23 protein-coding genes and 1 tRNA gene are annotated in these 15,757 nt (G+C 60.1%); 11 read left to right on the top strand and 13 right to left on the bottom strand.

Annotated features, from left to right (window positions below; all coding sequences use genetic code 11):
- Nucleotides 1-53: 53 nt before the first annotated feature.
- The 8 genes from NSJP_RS10360 to NSJP_RS10330 all read right to left on the bottom strand — a co-directional run bounded on the left by NSJP_RS10360 (nucleotide 54) and on the right by NSJP_RS10330 (nucleotide 4,990).
- Complete coding sequence (locus tag NSJP_RS10360; protein ID WP_080886831.1) at nucleotides 54-890, bottom strand: SPFH domain-containing protein; 837 nt, start codon at nucleotides 888-890, stop codon at nucleotides 54-56.
- 184 nt (nucleotides 891-1,074) lie between these two features.
- Nucleotides 1,075-1,476: a c-type cytochrome gene (locus NSJP_RS10355; RefSeq protein ID WP_080886830.1), complete on the bottom strand. Its 402-nt coding sequence runs from the start codon at nucleotides 1,474-1,476 to the stop codon at nucleotides 1,075-1,077.
- Entirely contained in the window at nucleotides 1,473-1,619 is a 147-nt protein-coding gene (locus tag NSJP_RS19275) for a hypothetical protein (protein ID WP_155970083.1), read from the bottom strand. The genes NSJP_RS10355 and NSJP_RS19275 overlap by 4 nt, the downstream gene beginning before the upstream one ends.
- 25 nt (nucleotides 1,620-1,644) lie before the next feature.
- Entirely contained in the window at nucleotides 1,645-2,343 is a 699-nt protein-coding gene (gene queC, locus NSJP_RS10350) for a 7-cyano-7-deazaguanine synthase QueC (RefSeq protein WP_080886829.1), read from the bottom strand.
- A gap of 150 nt (nucleotides 2,344-2,493) precedes the next feature.
- Nucleotides 2,494-3,075, bottom strand: a complete 582-nt coding sequence (locus NSJP_RS10345; RefSeq protein WP_172834278.1) for a TraR/DksA family transcriptional regulator — start codon at nucleotides 3,073-3,075, stop codon at nucleotides 2,494-2,496.
- 109 nt (nucleotides 3,076-3,184) lie between these two features.
- Entirely contained in the window at nucleotides 3,185-3,709 is a 525-nt protein-coding gene (locus NSJP_RS10340) for an adenine phosphoribosyltransferase (RefSeq protein WP_080886827.1), read from the bottom strand.
- Nucleotides 3,710-3,713: 4 nt separating this feature from the next.
- Nucleotides 3,714-4,673, bottom strand: coding sequence for a sigma-70 family RNA polymerase sigma factor (locus NSJP_RS10335; RefSeq protein WP_231989363.1), 960 nt, complete (start codon nucleotides 4,671-4,673; stop codon nucleotides 3,714-3,716).
- An 8-nt stretch (nucleotides 4,674-4,681) separates the two neighbouring features.
- Nucleotides 4,682-4,990, bottom strand: coding sequence for an acylphosphatase (locus NSJP_RS10330; protein ID WP_080886825.1), 309 nt, complete (start codon nucleotides 4,988-4,990; stop codon nucleotides 4,682-4,684).
- A 328-nt stretch (nucleotides 4,991-5,318) separates the two neighbouring features.
- Between NSJP_RS10330 and ald the strand changes: the two genes are divergently transcribed.
- The 6 genes from ald (at nucleotide 5,319) to NSJP_RS10295 (ending at nucleotide 8,245) form a co-directional block, all read left to right on the top strand.
- Nucleotides 5,319-6,422: an alanine dehydrogenase gene (ald, locus tag NSJP_RS10325; protein WP_080886824.1), complete on the top strand. Its 1,104-nt coding sequence runs from the start codon at nucleotides 5,319-5,321 to the stop codon at nucleotides 6,420-6,422.
- A 43-nt stretch (nucleotides 6,423-6,465) separates the two neighbouring features.
- A tRNA-Pro gene (locus NSJP_RS10320) sits at nucleotides 6,466-6,542 on the top strand.
- Between the two features lie 232 nt (nucleotides 6,543-6,774).
- Nucleotides 6,775-7,155, top strand: coding sequence for a hypothetical protein (locus tag NSJP_RS10310; RefSeq protein ID WP_080886822.1), 381 nt, complete (start codon nucleotides 6,775-6,777; stop codon nucleotides 7,153-7,155).
- Nucleotides 7,156-7,170: 15 nt separating this feature from the next.
- Nucleotides 7,171-7,521 (top strand): (2Fe-2S) ferredoxin domain-containing protein, encoded by a 351-nt coding sequence (locus tag NSJP_RS10305; RefSeq protein ID WP_080886821.1) that lies wholly within the window; start codon nucleotides 7,171-7,173, stop codon nucleotides 7,519-7,521.
- Between the two features lie 17 nt (nucleotides 7,522-7,538).
- Nucleotides 7,539-7,952, top strand: a complete 414-nt coding sequence (locus NSJP_RS10300; RefSeq protein WP_080886820.1) for a hypothetical protein — start codon at nucleotides 7,539-7,541, stop codon at nucleotides 7,950-7,952.
- Between the two features lie 65 nt (nucleotides 7,953-8,017).
- Nucleotides 8,018-8,245 carry a hypothetical protein gene (locus NSJP_RS10295; RefSeq protein ID WP_172834277.1) on the top strand — a complete coding sequence of 76 codons (228 nt, stop codon included), beginning with the start codon at nucleotides 8,018-8,020 and terminating at the stop codon, nucleotides 8,243-8,245.
- Nucleotides 8,246-8,315: 70 nt separating this feature from the next.
- On the opposite strand, the gene NSJP_RS10290 is transcribed toward NSJP_RS10295, so the two are convergent.
- Nucleotides 8,316-9,362, bottom strand: coding sequence for a phytoene/squalene synthase family protein (locus NSJP_RS10290; protein WP_080886818.1), 1,047 nt, complete (start codon nucleotides 9,360-9,362; stop codon nucleotides 8,316-8,318).
- A gap of 2 nt (nucleotides 9,363-9,364) precedes the next feature.
- On the bottom strand, nucleotides 9,365-9,784 hold the full coding sequence (locus tag NSJP_RS10285) for a cupredoxin domain-containing protein (protein ID WP_080888560.1): 420 nt from the start codon (nucleotides 9,782-9,784) through the stop codon (nucleotides 9,365-9,367).
- Nucleotides 9,785-9,965: 181 nt separating this feature from the next.
- Here NSJP_RS10285 and htpX point away from each other — a divergent pair, with 181 nt between their 5' ends.
- Both htpX and NSJP_RS10275 read left to right on the top strand, forming a co-directional pair.
- Nucleotides 9,966-10,883 (top strand): protease HtpX, encoded by a 918-nt coding sequence (gene htpX, locus NSJP_RS10280; RefSeq protein ID WP_080886817.1) that lies wholly within the window; start codon nucleotides 9,966-9,968, stop codon nucleotides 10,881-10,883.
- A gap of 19 nt (nucleotides 10,884-10,902) precedes the next feature.
- Complete coding sequence (locus NSJP_RS10275) at nucleotides 10,903-11,493, top strand: glutathione peroxidase (RefSeq protein ID WP_080886816.1); 591 nt, start codon at nucleotides 10,903-10,905, stop codon at nucleotides 11,491-11,493.
- Between the two features lie 34 nt (nucleotides 11,494-11,527).
- On the opposite strand, the gene NSJP_RS10270 is transcribed toward NSJP_RS10275, so the two are convergent.
- The gene (locus NSJP_RS10270; protein ID WP_080886815.1) at nucleotides 11,528-11,812 is read right to left on the bottom strand and encodes a hypothetical protein; all 285 of its coding nucleotides are present in this window, start codon (nucleotides 11,810-11,812) and stop codon (nucleotides 11,528-11,530) included.
- A gap of 72 nt (nucleotides 11,813-11,884) precedes the next feature.
- Entirely contained in the window at nucleotides 11,885-12,520 is a 636-nt protein-coding gene (locus tag NSJP_RS10265; protein ID WP_155970077.1) for a hypothetical protein, read from the bottom strand.
- Between the two features lie 266 nt (nucleotides 12,521-12,786).
- Between NSJP_RS10265 and NSJP_RS10260 the strand changes: the two genes are divergently transcribed.
- Nucleotides 12,787-14,097, top strand: a complete 1,311-nt coding sequence (locus NSJP_RS10260; RefSeq protein ID WP_080886813.1) for an MFS transporter — start codon at nucleotides 12,787-12,789, stop codon at nucleotides 14,095-14,097.
- 2 nt (nucleotides 14,098-14,099) lie between these two features.
- Here the strand turns inward: NSJP_RS10260 and NSJP_RS10255 are convergent, their stop codons facing one another.
- Nucleotides 14,100-14,318: a hypothetical protein gene (locus NSJP_RS10255; protein WP_080886812.1), complete on the bottom strand. Its 219-nt coding sequence runs from the start codon at nucleotides 14,316-14,318 to the stop codon at nucleotides 14,100-14,102.
- A gap of 235 nt (nucleotides 14,319-14,553) precedes the next feature.
- On the opposite strand from NSJP_RS10255, the gene NSJP_RS10250 reads away from it, so the two are divergent.
- Together NSJP_RS10250 and NSJP_RS10245 are read left to right on the top strand one after the other, a co-directional pair.
- Nucleotides 14,554-15,000 (top strand): GatB/YqeY domain-containing protein, encoded by a 447-nt coding sequence (locus NSJP_RS10250; RefSeq protein ID WP_080886811.1) that lies wholly within the window; start codon nucleotides 14,554-14,556, stop codon nucleotides 14,998-15,000.
- 118 nt (nucleotides 15,001-15,118) lie between these two features.
- The gene (locus tag NSJP_RS10245; RefSeq protein ID WP_080886810.1) at nucleotides 15,119-15,757 is read left to right on the top strand and encodes a response regulator; all 639 of its coding nucleotides are present in this window, start codon (nucleotides 15,119-15,121) and stop codon (nucleotides 15,755-15,757) included.

The following is a 15,757-nucleotide window of genomic DNA, read 5'->3' as shown; positions in this document are numbered from 1 at the left end:
TTCGGCGTGTGACCGGAATCTGACAAAACAACCAGGGATTTCCCTAGTATCAGCTATTTTTCTGCCGCGAGCGGCGGCATGTTGATGCCGAAGCGTTCCAATCCCATGATCACCGTGAGAGACGACGGTGCATGTTGCACGATTTCCTTCTGGACTTCGATCCGCCGAAGGTCCACGAACTCCGGGGCAGTCAGGCCCAGGGATTCACGGTAGGCGCGATCCGCGATGCCGCGCTGTTTCTCGGCCTTCTCGCGAGCTTCCTCGGCTTTCTGAAATTCCACCATCGTAATTTTTCGCTGCTCCTGCACAATCGTCTGAGTCGTTTGTTCCACCACGCCCTTCGGGGGCAGGATACTGCCGACGACGACCCGGTTGAGGCGGATGGGAATGTTTTGTTTTTCAATGAGTTTGATCTGGACTTCCCGGGCGATCGCTTCCTGCAGCTTGGTCCGCGTCGTCGGATCGGTCGTCAACTGGAAGAGCGGATACTTCTGAACTTCCTCACGGACGAACGTGCGGAACGCCTCCTTGACGTTGTTCAGATACCACGTCGGCCCGTAACGGGAAATGAGCTCCGGCGAACGGCCTTCGACGACATTGGCGATCATGAACGCATCGAAGGATACCGGCGCGTTTTCGGCCGAAATAATGTCGAAGTGCTCGGAGTATTGAATAGGCCGCACATCGACATCGATGACTTTCGTCGTCGGAGCAATCCATACGCGGCCCGTCTTCGAGGGAACCGGATCGACCCCGCCGTGGCCGAAGAACCAGGGCTGCTCGACGAAGACACCTTCATGCCCCGCTTCAACCGCCGCACAACCGGCCAACACTGCCATTGCGCCACAGACAGCCACAGCACCTAGAACACGCGTGACTGGTCCTCTCATAACAAGCCTCCTGTTGTTGATGACGGGCCGATTCGATGTTGCAGGCCCCGCACCGCCGCGCTCGATCAGGCTCTCAAATCAGAGAATACACCTTACGTAGCAGGCGGAAACAAAGTCAAACGAGGGGCGCAGACGCCGTCGATAAGCAGATGACACGAGGTAGCAGGAGTGTAGGCCGAGCGGGTTAGAAAATGCCGGCTTGTTTCTGAAGCCAACGCACGTATTGAATGATCTGATCGACATCCGCGGAGGTGAGGGCATCGATCTTCGGCATGTTGCCGAACTCCCAGTGGTGAGCCCGTACCCCGCCGGCCGCAGCCCGCTGAAACGCCGCGTCGCCATGATGATTGGGCTCGTAGATCTTGTGAACCAGTGGAGGACCTTGCGCGGTGCCGGTTCCCTGTTGTCCGTGGCAGACGGAGCAATTGGCATTGAACTTGGCCTCGCCCGCTTGCAACTCCGCAGGGGTCGCCGCGCCGCCGGCGGCGGGAGTCGGCTGAGGCGGGTCACAGGCGGCCATCGCAACGAGGAGAACGCCGGCCAATCCCCACGACCACCGGAAGCCGGCTGTGCGATTCAGCCTCATCGGCCGGTACCGGGTCCGCGTTCGGGTGCATTGGCGTGGCCGAACTGTTCGCGAAGCATGGCCTGCGTGCGGCGCAAGGTCATGCGCCGGTAGAGTCTGGCTCCGATGGGAGCAATAACGATCAATCCGATCGTCAGATACATGAAGAATTCTTCCGGAGACATTCGGCTACGTTATCGCATATCGTGTGGGATCTACAACCCCGGCCGTCCGAAATCCGTCGCGCCGGATGCGGCAACTGTCGCATTGCCCGCAGGCCAGGTCGCCGACCGGATCATAGCAACTATGCGTCAGCGCGAGCGGCACACCGAGCGCCACGCCTTCCCGAATGATGTCCGCCTTGGACAGCGCAAGCAACGGCGCCTGGACTCGCAGAGCCCGTCCCTCGACACCGGCCTTGGTGCCTTCTTTCACGGCTTTTTCAAAAGCCCGGATGAACTGAGGGCGGCAATCCGGATACCCCGAATAGTCGAGCACATTGGCGCCGAAGTAGACGGACTCGGCGCCGATCGTCTCGGCATAGGCTGAAGCCAGCGACAGGAAAATGAGATTCCGGCCAGGGACATAGGTCACGGGAATCTCAGAGGCCCGTCCCGGCCTGTCGAAATCTTTTGGCACCCCCTGATCGCCCGTCAAGGCCGATCCGCCGATCGCACGGAGATCGACCGAACAGACGAGATGGTGCGTCACCGCCATCGCTTCCGCCAGCCGCCGCGCCTGACGAACTTCCACGGCGTGACGCTGGCCGTAGTCGAACGTGAGAAAATAGAGTTCATGTCCGTCCCGACGCGCAATGGCCGCCGTCACGGCGGAATCGAGCCCCCCGCTGGCCAGAACGACGGCGCGAGAACCGTTCACTCCTGACATGGCGCCTCCTGACGATCGTTGCGGTCTCGAAGACAGGCAGGTGCGCCCGTCGCCGGATCACCCGGGTGTGGGCGCGGAATATGCGGAAAATACTGAATTGGGTCGAGCGTCAGCGGAACGTCCAAGGAGGCGGGGCTGACGGGAACACCGTCAGTCGCGTTCTTCTTCTTTTTCGATTTTTTCGAGCAGTTCTTCTCTCGATTGGCATTCGACGCAGAGCTTGGCGAACGGCACGGCCTCCAACCGGCGCTCGCTGATCTCGACGCCGCACTCGGCGCAGATGCCATAGGTTCCCTCGGAGAGGCGCACCAACGCTTCGTCCATGGCCTGACGGCGCCGATTGCGCATTTCCATGAGCGAAATGCCCAACTCACGGTCCAGATCCATCAGCGCCTGATCGCCGACGTCGCGGGCGGATTCCAAGCGCCGCTGCTGGTCTTCCGTCAGCGATTGTCCCAGGCTTCCTTCGATCTCCTTGATGATCTCCTGCCGTTTCCGCATGAGCATCTTCTGCAGCGCATCCCGGCGCCGCTCACGCGCCTCCCGTTCCTTGGGGGACTCCTTCGGCTTGGCCGCAAGCGGAGACACGGCGACGGATGACGGCTTTTCCGGGACTTCAAGCTTCTCGATGACGGCCTCAGGCGGATTGACGTTCGTCGATTTGGCGACCGGTTTCACTGTCGGTTTACTTTTCATAGCTGGTTTCTTTTTCGCGGGGGTTTTGGTTGCCATGACGCCGTCCTCTCTTGATGCACGTCGATTGGCCGGGAAAAAGTTCGGCATTCATAGCACGGGTACCGGGACGTTGACAAGGGGTAGTGGACGAAAAGGGACGCGTGCCCTATGGATAGAGGATGGTGCTGTGCACGGGATAGCCGGCCAGTTTGTCTCGTCCGTTGAGGCTCTGAAGCTCGACCAGAAAATCCAATCCGGCGATCTCACCGCCCAGCTGCTTGATGAGCATCACCGTGGCGGCCGCGGTGCCCCCGGTGGCCAACAGATCGTCCACGATGAGCACCCGCTCTCCCTTGACGATGGCGTCACGATGGATCGCCAACGAATTGGATCCGTATTCCAATTCGTAATTCACTTCATAGATCGCCGCCGGGAGCTTGCCGGGTTTGCGAACCGGGACGAATCCCGCCTTGAGTCGCTGCGCCAGGGTGCCACCGTAGATGAACCCGCGCGATTCAATGCCGACGACCTTGGAGATGCCTTGGCCTTGATAGTACGCGGTCAATTCGTCCGCAATCGCAGCGAATGCGGCAGGATCTTTGAGCAGCGTCGTGATGTCGTAAAAGAGAATGCCGGCACGGGGAAAATCGGGAACTTCGCGGATGAGCGAGCGGTACTGATCGACGGTCATTGACTCAGAGCAGATCCGATTGTGTCAACGTCTTGCGTTCGATGGTATGGCGAAGGCGGCTCAGCGCGGCCATTTCGATCTGCCGGACCCGCTCGCGGGTGAGACCCATCTCCGTGCCGATCTCTTCGAGCGTTTTGGCCTCGCTGCCATCCAATCCGAACCGCGACACAATAACAGTTTGCTCTTTTTCAGGCAACTCCTTCACCCACGCCATCATCTCCGCACGACGCAGGACGCCTTCTGCGGTATCCGCCGGTGAGGGACAGCTGGGATCTTCGATGACGTCGCGCAGGAAGGTGTCCGCCTGATCGTTGATGGGACTGTCCAACGAGCAGGTCGTGCGGATGACCTGCTTGAGGTCCAGCACCTCCTCCTCCGTCGTCTTCAGGCGGACCGCCACCTCGGCCGCGGTCGGTTCGCGGCCCAGCGTCTGGACGAGGGCCTCGCTGCGGTTGAGGTAGCGATTGAGTCGCTCGACCACATGAACCGGCAGGCGCACCAGCTTGCCTTGGTTGATGATGGCGCGCTCGATGTACTGACGGATCCACCAGGAGGCGTAGGTGCTGAATCGGAAGCCGCGCTTGTAGTTGAATTTCTCCACCGCTTTGATGAGGCCGATGTTGCCCTCCTCCACGATGTCGGAGAAGGGAAAGCCGCGGTGCATGTATCGCTTGCCGATGCTGATCACGAGACGAAGATTGGATTCGATCATCTGCTGGCGTGCTTGTTCGTCGCCGGCCATGACGCGCTTGCCCAGTTGCTGCTCCTGCTTAAACGTGAGCAGGCTGGAGCGACGGATCTCCCGGAGATAGCTTTTCAGCGTGTCCAGCCCCTCGGACCGGCGGCCCCTCTTTTCTTCCTCGCCGTCCCCTCCCTCTTCGCGGTCGGCGAACTCTTCGTCGCGCTCGACATGATGCCGGCGCGCTTCGCTTTCGTTCTCGAAATTGTCCTGTTCCCTGGCCATGTCCGTCCTTATGCCCCGCCCTCGTAACTGATCCGGAAATCTGAGAATCGTCCCGTCGCGCGCCCCCATTCAATGCGCACATCGGTCACCCGCGCCGCGGGCGGTCCCGTGCGAAGATCGTTCAGAAGAGATTCGATCCGCTCCTTCGGTCCCTCCACGTCGAGTTCCACGCGTCCGTCGTCAAGATTCCGCACCGTTCCGCGGAGCCCGCGGGCGGCGGCGACTCGCAGGGCGAACGCACGATATCCCACTCCTTGTACCCTCCCCGCCACGGAGATCGTCGCTCGGACCGTTGCCGGATCGGTTGAATCGGTCATGAAGGATGTCACCGGAACGAGCGCCGGGATCGCTGACTTCGTCCCGACGGAAGAATATTCTCACACCTGCCGAAACGCGTCACGTCTTTTGCGCTTCCGCGCGAACGGACGGCGGCGCGCCGCCCTCGAAACAAACAGAATATTCGCTTTCCGACATCCGGCACCAAATCGGCCGCCGAATGATCACATGAGTATCGCATTCTGCGCGGCGTGTCCCGCACGCTGTATTAATTTCGGCGACCTCTGAGTACAATGCAGAAGAAACGCGACGGCGTGTCGGCGCATCGGACGGATTCCTGCCCTTTCTGCCTGTACGACGGAGGAGGTTATGATCGTCGGCGTTCCAAGGGAAATCAAGGATCATGAATACCGCGTCGGCTTGACGCCGGACGGCGCGCGAGCCCTACACCAGGCGGGCCACCAGGTCTTGGTCGAAATTTCCGCCGGCGAAGGCAGTGGGTTTACGGATGAAGAATATCGGCAGGCCGGCGCTTCCATCATACAGTCGGCAGCGGAGGTCTTCGAACGAGCCGCCCTCATCATCAAAGTCAAGGAACCGCTCCTGTCTGAATGCCGTCTGCTGCACGCCGGTCACATTCTGTTCACTTACCTCCATCTCGCCTCCTCCGCCGAGTTGACCAAAAAACTGATGGAGAGCCGCGTCACGGCGATCGCCTATGAGACGGTCGAAGCCAAAGACGGCACGCTCCCCATGCTCAGGCCCATGAGCGACATCGCCGGACGCATGTCCGTACAGATCGGCGCGCGCTATCTGGAAAAGACTCAGGGAGGCCGGGGCCTGTTGCTGTCCGGAATGCCGGGGGTGGAACCGGCGCACGTGGTCGTGCTCGGAGCCGGAGTGGTCGGCAGCGCAGCGGTCAGAATTGCGACCGGCATGGGGGCCCGCGTCACCGTCATCAATCTCGATCTTGAACGTCTCCGCATCCTGGACGAACAGTATCAAGGGCGCATCGTCACGCGCGCCGCTACCCAGGCCGCCATCGAAGAATCGGTTCCGACGGCCGATCTGCTGATCGGCGCGGTGCTCGTGGCGGGCGCCCGCGCGCCGAAATTGGTTTCACGGCGGTTAGTCGGGCGCATGAGGAAGGGCGCAGTGATCGTCGACGTGGCCGTGGATCAAGGGGGATGCATCGAGACGACGAAACCCACGACCCACTCGGATCCCGTGTATTTCGTGGACGGGGTACTACATTATTGCGTCGCGAACATGCCGGGGATCGTCCCCCGCACATCCACCGGCGCACTCACGAACGTCACGCTCCCCTACGTGCTCAGGGTGGCGGCGGACGGCGTCGAGCCGGTCATGCGATCCGACGCAGGATTCCGCAAGGGCGTGAACCTCTATAATGGCGACGTGACCTGCCCGGCCGTAGCCGACGCGCACGGCTTGCGTTTCACCCCCCTGATATAAGACAATCGGCCCTCGCTTTGTTGCACCGTATGTCTGACGGGGTCGGGGCGTAGCGCAGCCCGGTAGCGCACTGCGTTCGGGACGCAGGGGTCGAAGGTTCAAATCCTTTCGCCCCGACCAAACAGAGCTTGCTTGACCCGGAGCCTCACGATTCCGGCGACGGGATACACACCTTCAGCGAGGTGGTTTTTTCTGGTCTTGTTTGCTCGTACCGCGCGCTTCTTCTTGCAGTATCGTTTCACGCGCGCGGATGAAGACCTTTCGTGAAAGACTTCTTTCTTCTCGAGCCGCCGGCCGCACGGGTTTCCCGAGACGCTCATGCCGGCAAGAATCAACCCGGAGGACGCCGTTCATGACTGCCGCAGATTCCTGCAGCGCTTGCCGAGCCAGCGGCATTCCGTTGATGAAGCTGTCGCTTGGAAAAGACTTTTTCGGCCGCACATACGACCGCTTGTCGCCCTCGAGTGATCAGAGCCCGATGTGGTTCTGCGAAGGGTGTTCGATGCAAAAGAATCTCCAGCGAGACTTTCGCGATATCCGGGCCGAGCACGACAAGCTGGCGGCGGGGCAGCACTCGGAACTTTCCAATCAGGAGGCGTTTCAGCGCGCCACGCTTCGTCTCAGGGAGATCGTCGCCATCCTCGGGGGCTCATCCGGCCAATCGACCCTGTTGAATGCCGCGGACGTGAAGAGCCTGATCGACCGATTTCAAACGACCACCATGCGTGCCTGAATACCAGAGATCGCCTTGCCCTCCTTCGCCCGACATATTTTCGTCTGCACGAATCAACGGAGCGCCGACGATCCGCGCGGGAGCTGTTCGCTGCTCGGGTCGGAGGCCTTGCATGCCAAATTCAAGCAGGAGACCAAACGGCTCAATCTGAAAAACGTGGTGCGCGCCAACAAGGCGGGCTGTCTCGACCATTGCGCGCAAGGCCCGAGCGTCGTCGTGTATCCAGAAGGCGTGTGGTACACGGTGAGGTCGGAAGCCGACGTGACCGAAATCATGGAACGCCACGTGATGCGGGGCGAGATCGTCACCCGCCTGATCATGCCCGATCACCCGGCGCCGTCCAAGCTCCCTCCGTTGCCTCTCTAGCACCGCGCGAGGACCCGATGGCCGTCGAAGAGAAATGGAAGGCCAATTTGGAGAAGGTGGCCTTCATGAAACGATTTCCGGGCCTGCTGGTTGAGTGGGCGGCGCTGGAGCGCAAATCCGTCGAAGCGGTCATCCCGTTGACGGGCAAGCAGGGTGCGGCAGCGATCGTGTTCAACGATGGGACGTTCACCGTTGCGCCGCCCATGTCGGCCCAACCCTACGAGCTCGGCGAGACGCTCCAGCGCGCCAGACCCTATCTGGAACGGAGTCATCCGGACGCCTACGCGGAATATGACCGGCTGGTGAAGAAGGATCAGGACGCGCTCAAGGCCGCCAGGCTTGAAAAAATCGTCGGCGCGATCCGGAACAACCTCGAGCAGATTCCGGAATTGAAGGATCAGTTGAAACGCCTCGTGGAGGAATGGAAGTGAGCAGCCTCCCCAAAAAGAACATGTTCGAAATTTTTTCCCAGGGCCTCTTCGAAGGAGTCAAGCCTATGATGGTCATTCGCGATCACCTCGTCCGGCATCCCGACCGCTGCCTTCACCAGGCGATCTGCGTTCCCATCTGTCCGACCAGCGCATGGTTGTCGACGCCCCCCTATAAATTCGATCCGTCACGCTGCTTGGAAAGCTGCCGCCTCTGCCTGGATGCCTGCCCGTCACAGGCCATCTATGCCGTGTTCAGAAAGGGCGACAAGCTCCTGGAGCCGCAGAAAAAGTAACTTCCCCCCAGCCCCGCAGCCAAAACTCACGTCGCGGCGTTGCGATCGTGCGGCCCTTCGACGCGTCCGCTCAGGCCAGCTGCTTTCTCAACCGTCCCCAATAGGCCGTGCCGACGTATCCGCACGCCCCGGTGGCGGTCGTCAGGGCGAGAATCTGATACACCTTGCTCCGCGGGATTTTGACATGAACGGCTGGATTCAGCAGATCGGGAGCGTTGAGGACCCGTTTCAGGGATTCGCCCGCCGACAGGATGGGCCACATGCAGGAGAGACGGAGCCGGATCTCCTGACGCGGGATAGCCATGGTGTACAACCAGCCCTGGTCGAGATGCTCCACGGCCGTCCGAACCAGGTGGGTCAGCACCGGGCGAACGCGCGGGAGATTATTGCCATCCAGAAGATGTCTCGGCGTGAGTCCGGCCTTGGAGAGTAGCGCCTCCGGCACGTAACACCGGCCTCGCTGCAAATCGTGGGCGATATCTTTGACCACATTGGTCAGCTGCAGCCCTTTCCCGAAGCGCACGCCCACTTCCGACATTGCCCGCACATCCCAGGAACGGAGTGCGGGGCGATGCGCGCACATCAGATCGGTCCAGAACTCTCCGACGCATCCGGCGACGTAGTAGGTGTAGCGGTCGAGATCGTCGAGGGTCTTGAACGAGGTGAGGTCGGCGGCGCTGGTCCCGGGAAATGCGGTCAGATCCATTTCCATGCCTTGTGTAAGCGTCGTCATGAGCCGCTGTACGCGTCGCCGGTCGTCCGGCGCAAACGACTGGAACAGACGGAAGCAATCCTCCAACCGTTCCAACAACACCCGTTCGGCTTCATGCTGCTGCAGCGGGCCGATCGCCTCCCGAATGTCTTTGACTTGAATCCAGGCGACGTGGTCGCTGATGAACTGGGCTTTGAGCTGGCCGAGATAATCAAGCCGACGAGGACGGTCGATCAGGTCGGTATCGGCGATGGTATCGGCGGCGCGGGCAAACAAGTAGGCCAGGCTGACTTGGTCCCGCACGTTGGCCGGCACGACGGCCAGGGTCGTATAAAAGAGTCGCGAGACACGCTTGAGCAGATCGCGGAGCAGTTCATGCTTGGAAGCCGTGGTATCCGTAGCCACTCCTACTTCACTTCCAGCGTGCCTTCCATCCCCTTGTCCCGATGACTCGGCAGCGGCCAGAGCCGCTTGTCGCAATAGATGGGGAAGATCCCGGGTTTGGACGGCGTGAATCTGACCACCGCGGTTTTTCCGGCGCTGACATCCTGTTCGACAACAAGGCCTGCGGCGGGCTCCTTGATGATGAAATTGTGCGGAGTGAGGGTCGTCACGCTGTTCAGGGTGAATTCGACCGGTTTGCCTGCTTCGACGATCAGATGAGCCGGCGCATATGAATAGCTGTCGAGCGTAATCGTGACGCGCTGCACCCCGTCGGCTCCGACAGGGACGATCACAGGGGCGGCGAGGGGCGGTGAATCGGCGGCGAGGACGGGAGCCCAGGCGGACATCGCGGCGCTGAACGCCGCCAAGATCACGTATCGCATGGGCGACGGCACCATGAGACGGTTCTAACAGGAAGGCCGAGAACAGGTCAACTTGACCTTGTCCGTTCCGGAGTTATTGTAGAAACCGGCGCCGGAAGGTTTGTATAATTGTGAGCGCGCTGCCGCCAAGACCGTGGCGGCAGGAACACGCAAGACGCCGCGCACGTAAGGAGGATGCTCGATGAAGTGGTTGAAAGGTATCACGCTGTTCCTGATTGCGAACGTACTGATTTATCTGACGCTGTCGGTCACCGCCAGCATCCTGATCAATGTGGTGCTCCCGGCCTTCGGCATCGACGTACGGGGAGTGTTCAGTCAGCAACTGCTGGTCTGGTCGCTCGTGATCGGTTTCGGGGGCGCCTTCATCAGCTTGCTCTTTTCCAAGCAGATGGCCCGGGCGATGCTTCACTGCCAGCAGATCACCGAGCCCCGCTCCCATGCCGAGCAGGTCATCTATGGCTCGGTAAAGGAGATCGCGGATCGTCTGCACGTCACCATGCCGGAAGTCTGGGTCTACGACGCGCCGGATCCCAATGCCTTTGCGACCGGACCGAGCAAAAACAATTCCATGGTGGCCGTTTCTACCGGACTGCTTCAGAACCTCAAAGAAGATGAAGTGAAGGCCGTTCTGGCACACGAAATGGGTCACGTCTTCAACGGCGACATGTTCACGACGACCATCCTGGCCGGCCTGATGAACACCTTCGTCTATTACATCAGCAACATGTTGGCGTCGATGGTCGGCCAACCCAGCGGAGACCGGGAAGAGGGAGGCTCGACGGGCAATCCGATCCTCGCGATGGTGGTGTACTTCTTCCTGCAAATCGTTCTGTCGTTCCTGGCCATGATCGTCGTGAGCTGGCATTCCCGGCGGCGGGAATACGAAGCGGACGCGTTTTCAGCCAAAGTGTACGGGAAGCAGTCCATGATCGGGGCGCTGCAGGGGATCGACCGGTGGGTCAACCGGACGCAGTTCGAATATACGAACCAGGACGCGCTGGCCACCATGAAAATCTCCGGGACGTCGTCCGGCGTGATGGCGCTCCTGGCAACGCATCCGCCCATCGAAGCCCGGATCGCCGCGCTGCAACAACTTTAACCGTCACGGAGGAGGCCCTATGCTGACCCGTCTCATCGCGATCTCGACCCTCGTCATGAGTTCCGGATTCGTGTTCGGCCTCCCCGACGTGCCCGCGGCCGAGGAGCCGCTCGTGGCGTCCAAGACCGCCAGCCTCTACGACTTCACCATGGACGACATCGACGGCAAACCGGTCAATTTGAAGGAGTACCACGGCAAGGTGCTCTTGGTCGTGAACACCGCAAGCATGTGCGGCAATACGCCGCAATATACGGACCTCGAGACCCTGTACGAGCAATATCACGAACAGGGGTTCGAGGTTCTGGCGTTCCCGGCCAATAACTTCGGACAACAGGAACCCGGTAGCAATGCCGAAATCAAAGGATTCTGTCTCACGAAATACAGCGTGACGTTCCCGCTCTTCAGCAAGATCAGCGTGAAAGGATCGGACAAACATCCGCTGTATCAATATCTCACGGAGCAGAGCCCTTTCCCTGGCGAAGTCGAATGGAACTTCCAGAAATACCTGATCGATCGATCGGGTAATGTCGTCGATCGCTTCCATCATCGGACCAAACCACTGGCGCCTGAAGTGGTGAAGGAAGTCGAACGGGTGCTGGCACAGAAGTAACCAAGTCGGCCCGGGTTATTCCAGTCGCCCGGCCCTAACTGCAGCGGTAGAATCCGATGTGCTGCCGATATTCCTGAATGGCTGCCCCCAAGGCCGCCCCTCCCAGTGAGATATTGGCGTCGAGCGTGTCCTCGACGGCTGGATCGTCGATTTCCACGTCATAGCGGTCCTGAATATTCGTCCGCACCGGCCCTTGCGACACCTCCCGCGGCATGAAGATCTCTTTCCATACCTCTTTCTCGACCAGACAGACATCGCGAAAGCGCTCATATAGCAAGGCAAGTTTCTCCGGATCGGTAATCTTGACGCGGGTTCCCATCTGATGGTCGCTCCTGCTCGTTCGTGGATGATAATGAATAGTGACCGGTTGGTCGTCGATCGGGGATTCTCGCTACTTCGTCGAACCTGTCTGGCCCGACGATGAGGCCTCAGCGACCGTAAACCGCATCGTGCCGACTTGGTTCACGGCGTGAAACGGCTGCTGCCCCAGTGGAGTAATGAAGAGTTTGGCCAGATATGTGCCCGTGGCCCATTTGTCGCCTGGGCGCTTCAATTCCAGAAACCCATACCGCTCGTGCCCCGGCACTTCCAAGGTGTCCTTTCCGATCGGAGAGGCGGAAATCGTTCGATCAGGCCCTTCCAGGAACCACTGCGCGCTGAATTGAGCGGGATCTTCCAAGGGCGCCACTTCGAATACGATGTAGATAGCCGGCGTATCCGGTGTAAAGACAGTCCCGGGATCAATCGGCTTCAAGCGGGGGTCCTGCGTATACCACCCCTTGCGTCCGAAACTGTCCCATTCCACGTCGTAACCCTTGGCCATCTTGATCCATACGAAGATCGCCTGAGGGATGCCTTTTTTCTGATCGTCGAACGAGGGCAGGAGCGTGGGATCGATCTCGGTGTCCGATTGTTCTTTTGGAGCCACCAGATCCCTGGCGGCGAGGGAAAGATCTGGATCGAGCAGGGTCACTGCACATAATAAAGAGGAAACCGCCAGCCTCCATTGGAGCTGCGATCGATTCACGGTTTCACCACGTCGAGGCGTCACCTTAGGCTCTCACCCATCGTATTTATCGTATCGGGCGGAAGTCTCCGGGTCAACCCGTCCGCGGACGATCGACTCACCGGCTACCCCAAATGGCGCGCGCTCGGCCCTTATGGTAAGGTATGCGAAACCCTAATAAATGAGACATTTCTTTGCGCGGTCCCCAAGACCTTGCCTCGCCTCCAGGCTCAGCGTCAGCCCCTCGGACTTCAGAACATGATCGCTTGCGCTGCCGGCGGTATGGCTTGCTCGACGGAGCCTCTCAGGCCGTCACGCAGGGCAGTGGGGAACACTTCCTATCCGCGTTTGCCTTGCTCCTGCACGCCGGGCCGTTTCAGCTTGGAATCCTGTCGGCGCTTCCGCAGCTGATCGGCACCACCGCCCAGTTGGCCTCGGTAAAGCTGCTGCGCTGTTTCCCGGATCGCAAATCACTGGTCCGGCTCGGGACCGTCGGGCAGGCTCTCTCCTGGATACCGATTCTCCTGCTTCCCCTGGCGTTTCCGGCCTGGGGTCCCTGGCTGCTCATCATGGGCGCCGCCATATATTTTGCCTGCAACCATTTCACGGCTCCCACGTGGACGAGCTTCATTGCGGACCACCTCGATCAGCACGAACGGGGGGCCTATTTTGCCCGTCGTGCGTCGATCGTCGCCGCCGTCAGTTTCGGCGCGCTGTGCGCCGCGGGCGGGCTGCTCAGTCTCTGGCCTCGCCATACGGCATGGATCGGCTTCGTGCTCATCTTTCTTGCCGCAGGAACGGCGCGACTGTTTTCGGCAGCCGCGCTCCGGCCGGTCCCGGACCTTCCGCATCGGGAGCCTCGTTCAGGCCATGAAGGGTTTCGAGTGTTTTTGCGGAACTCGAGCCGAAGTTTTCGCCGCTTCCTGCTGTTTTCCAGCTTGATGCATCTGGCCGTGCTGATTGCCGGCCCCTATTTCGTACTCTACATGCTCCGCGACCTTCATTTTTCTTATCTGACCTACGGAGCATGGCTTGCCGCCGGCGTGCTCGGACAACTGTTGACCTTGCAGGGGTGGGGCCGATTCGCGGATCGATTCGGGAACAAGGCGCTCCTTTCGATCACCGGGTTCATCGTGCCCATACTGCCCATGTTCTACATGGTGACGACGAACGCGATCTTCATCATGGGAGTGAATTTCTTTTCCGGCATGATCTGGGCCGGATTGGCGCTGGGACTTCAAAACTACGTGTTCGACGCGGTACCGGAGGAGGATCGTGCCACGGCCGTCGCCGTGTATAGTACCCTCAATGCCGTCGGATGGTGCTGCGGCGCGCTGATGGGAAGCTGGCTCATCGCGGCCCTGCCTTCACGGTTTGAATGGGCGGGATGGTCATGGGGATCGAGTCTGCCGGTCGTATTTTTCGTATCAGGCGTGCTGAGGTTGCTGATTTCCGTCGGACTGATGAGACAATTTCACGAACCCCGCGCAGTCGAACAGGCCCCGCTCTCGCGGCTGCTCCTGGAGCTTCCGCTGCTGACACCGGTGCGCCACATACAGCAATGGATCGCAAGTCCGCTCCTGCGACTCGGCAGGTAGGGCTACCGCGGAGCCGACGGCTGCGCGCCCCGTTCCTGTTCTTCCTGCTTGAGCTTGTCGAACGTCCGATCGCCGTGGCTTCGGACTTGATCCGGCGTCGGCTGCGGCATCGGTTTCGGCTGCTCGCTGGAACAGCCGGCTGTTGCCAGCATCACCGCCGAAACCACCAACGCAACGCCGATTCTACGAACACGCTCGTGTTCAGATGTCTCGCTCGCCATAGCTGTGCTCCTCCATGAGGCTTTGTCCGTTTCCCTCCGACCGTTCCGCCGGATCCGGCGACAGTCCCATCGCCGCTGACAGACATCGGGTATCATATCCTGTCCCACAATCTCAACGCCACCTCCTGATCCGCATGTAGCACGATTTACGTCCGGCTTCTCCGATCCCGGATTGACTGGCCTGGGGTCTCGCGCTATCCTGGCGGCACATTTGCCCCATGCCCCCTGATTCATCATGTCACTACGCGACCGCCTTTCAGAAGATTTGAAGCAGGCCATGAAAGCCCGCGATCAGCTCCGCATGGATGTCATCCGCATGATCAAAGCGGCAGTCCTCAATAAGGAAGTGGAAGTTAAAAAGGACCTCGACGACGCCGAGATGAGCCGGATCATGACCACCATGATCAAGCAGCGCAAGGAATCGGTCGAGCAATACGAGAAGGGCAACCGAAGTGAACTCGCCGCGAAGGAGCGGCAGGAAATTTCCATTATTGAATCGTACCTCCCCAAAGCCCTCACCCAGGAGGAGCTGGCCGAGGTCGTTTCGAACGTCATCCGAGACACCGGGGCGGCCTCATTGAAGGACATGGGTGCGGTCATGAAGGCCGTCATGAGCCGCCTCGGCGGCCAACCTGTCGACGGCAAACAGGTCAGCGACCTCGTGCGGGCCAAGCTGCAGTAGCTCGAATTTCACGACTTCACGTTTTTCTTTCCTCCCTACTTCTGCCTGCTATACTTTTCCTGGCGTTTCTCTCCATCGACGCCTTGCGTCGCCACACTGCAGCTCACATGGGGCCATCATGAGCATCCTCATCGTCGACGATTCTTCGGACCAGCGCGCGCTCCTTTCCTCCATTCTCGACAAAGCAGGTCATACCGACATTTTGTGCGCCGACTCCGCGAAGTCGGCATGGAAACTCCTGGATCCCGCCGCCCGAGGAACGGACCCGAGAGTCGATCTCGTACTCATGGATGTGCTGATGCCGGAACAGGACGGGGTCGAAGCCTGCAGGCAAATCAAGACCTGTGCCGACCTGCGTGACGTTCCCGTCATCATGGTAACGGCGGACAATGATCTCTCAAACCTCAAGGCCGCCTTTGCGGCGGGGGCCAACGACTACATCAACAAACCGGTACAGAGCGTGGAACTGCTGGCGCGCGTTTCGTCGGCATTGGCGCTCAAGCAGGAAACCGACCGGCGGAAGGCCCACGAGTTGGAGTTGCAACGAAGCAATGAGGAACTGCAGCGCGCCCTCCGCGAGGTCAAGGTGCTCCGAGGGCTGATTCCCATTTGCGCATCCTGCAAAAAGATCCGCAATGACGGAGGGTTCTGGCAGCAATTGGAGGAGTATCTCAGCCAACATTCCGAGGCTGAGTTCAGCCATGGACTCTGCCTTCCCTGTATCAAACGGCTTTATCCTGGTGTTTATCCGGATTAG

Origin of the sequence: Nitrospira japonica (assembly GCF_900169565.1) — a bacterium.
Taxonomy (GTDB): domain Bacteria; phylum Nitrospirota; class Nitrospiria; order Nitrospirales; family Nitrospiraceae; genus Nitrospira_C; species Nitrospira_C japonica_A.
Note: the sequence above shows the minus strand (reverse complement) of the source record. Positions and strands in the feature narration are given on the sequence as shown.

What these genes read in the sequence shown, in the direction of transcription:
- queC (WP_080886829.1), bottom strand. Translation starts at nt 2,343, where the DNA reads ATGTCAGGAGTGAACGGTTCTCGCGCCGTCGTTCTGGCCAGCGGGGGG.
- NSJP_RS10310 (WP_080886822.1), top strand. Translation starts at nt 6,775, where the DNA reads ATGACTGCCGCAGATTCCTGCAGCGCTTGCCGAGCCAGCGGCATTCCG.
- NSJP_RS10360 (WP_080886831.1), bottom strand. Translation starts at nt 890, where the DNA reads ATGAGAGGACCAGTCACGCGTGTTCTAGGTGCTGTGGCTGTCTGTGGC.
- NSJP_RS10300 (WP_080886820.1), top strand. Translation starts at nt 7,539, where the DNA reads ATGGCCGTCGAAGAGAAATGGAAGGCCAATTTGGAGAAGGTGGCCTTC.
- NSJP_RS10340 (WP_080886827.1), bottom strand. Translation starts at nt 3,709, where the DNA reads ATGACCGTCGATCAGTACCGCTCGCTCATCCGCGAAGTTCCCGATTTT.
- NSJP_RS10245 (WP_080886810.1), top strand. Translation starts at nt 15,119, where the DNA reads ATGAGCATCCTCATCGTCGACGATTCTTCGGACCAGCGCGCGCTCCTT.
- NSJP_RS10255 (WP_080886812.1), bottom strand. Translation starts at nt 14,318, where the DNA reads ATGGCGAGCGAGACATCTGAACACGAGCGTGTTCGTAGAATCGGCGTT.
- NSJP_RS10250 (WP_080886811.1), top strand. Translation starts at nt 14,554, where the DNA reads ATGTCACTACGCGACCGCCTTTCAGAAGATTTGAAGCAGGCCATGAAA.
- NSJP_RS10270 (WP_080886815.1), bottom strand. Translation starts at nt 11,812, where the DNA reads ATGGGAACCCGCGTCAAGATTACCGATCCGGAGAAACTTGCCTTGCTA.
- NSJP_RS10275 (WP_080886816.1), top strand. Translation starts at nt 10,903, where the DNA reads ATGCTGACCCGTCTCATCGCGATCTCGACCCTCGTCATGAGTTCCGGA.
- htpX (WP_080886817.1), top strand. Translation starts at nt 9,966, where the DNA reads ATGAAGTGGTTGAAAGGTATCACGCTGTTCCTGATTGCGAACGTACTG.
- NSJP_RS10295 (WP_172834277.1), top strand. Translation starts at nt 8,018, where the DNA reads ATGATGGTCATTCGCGATCACCTCGTCCGGCATCCCGACCGCTGCCTT.
- NSJP_RS10345 (WP_172834278.1), bottom strand. Translation starts at nt 3,075, where the DNA reads ATGGCAACCAAAACCCCCGCGAAAAAGAAACCAGCTATGAAAAGTAAA.
- NSJP_RS10335 (WP_231989363.1), bottom strand. Translation starts at nt 4,673, where the DNA reads ATGGCCAGGGAACAGGACAATTTCGAGAACGAAAGCGAAGCGCGCCGG.
- NSJP_RS19275 (WP_155970083.1), bottom strand. Translation starts at nt 1,619, where the DNA reads ATGTATCTGACGATCGGATTGATCGTTATTGCTCCCATCGGAGCCAGA.
- ald (WP_080886824.1), top strand. Translation starts at nt 5,319, where the DNA reads ATGATCGTCGGCGTTCCAAGGGAAATCAAGGATCATGAATACCGCGTC.
- NSJP_RS10285 (WP_080888560.1), bottom strand. Translation starts at nt 9,784, where the DNA reads ATGCGATACGTGATCTTGGCGGCGTTCAGCGCCGCGATGTCCGCCTGG.
- NSJP_RS10330 (WP_080886825.1), bottom strand. Translation starts at nt 4,990, where the DNA reads ATGACCGATTCAACCGATCCGGCAACGGTCCGAGCGACGATCTCCGTG.
- NSJP_RS10355 (WP_080886830.1), bottom strand. Translation starts at nt 1,476, where the DNA reads ATGAGGCTGAATCGCACAGCCGGCTTCCGGTGGTCGTGGGGATTGGCC.